Source organism: Hymenobacter sediminis (genome assembly GCF_003231285.1).
GTDB lineage: Bacteria > Bacteroidota > Bacteroidia > Cytophagales > Hymenobacteraceae > Hymenobacter > Hymenobacter sediminis.
On the sequence record NZ_QKNS01000032.1, the window covers coordinates 1 to 392 of the forward strand.

A 392-nucleotide genomic window follows, 5' to 3' on the forward strand; every position below is an offset into this window, starting at 1 on the left:
TAGAACAAGTAACTGGGGCTAAGTCGTAACAAGGTAGCCGTACCGGAAGGTGCGGCTGGATCACCTCCTTTCTGGAGCTCGTTCCGACTCGCCTTGACGCACAAGAGCTGCGCAGGCTCTTCGTTTCGCCCGCTTGAAATACTACCCCTTGTTGTCTTTTTCATCATTCTCTTGATCACCCAATTGGGGTGATACACGTTCTTTGACATAGAGGAAAACAGAGTAAGAAAAAGAAAGCGTGATTACCTAGTTGTAATCACCCTGAGCTCGACTGCTCTTCCGCAAGGGAGAGTTAGTCACTACGAGAAGTAGATAAGGGCACACGGGGGATGCCTAGGCTCTCAGAGGCGAAGAAGGACGTGATAAGCTGCGATAAGCAGTGGGGAGGGGCA

General features: G+C 50.8%; 2 rRNA genes. Both read left to right on the plus strand.

Annotated features, from left to right (window positions below):
• Positions 1 to 71 (plus strand): 16S ribosomal RNA (locus DNI29_RS23825); the annotation flags it as partial.
• 231 nt (positions 72 to 302) lie between these two features.
• Positions 303 to 392, plus strand: a 23S ribosomal RNA gene (locus DNI29_RS23830); the annotation flags it as partial.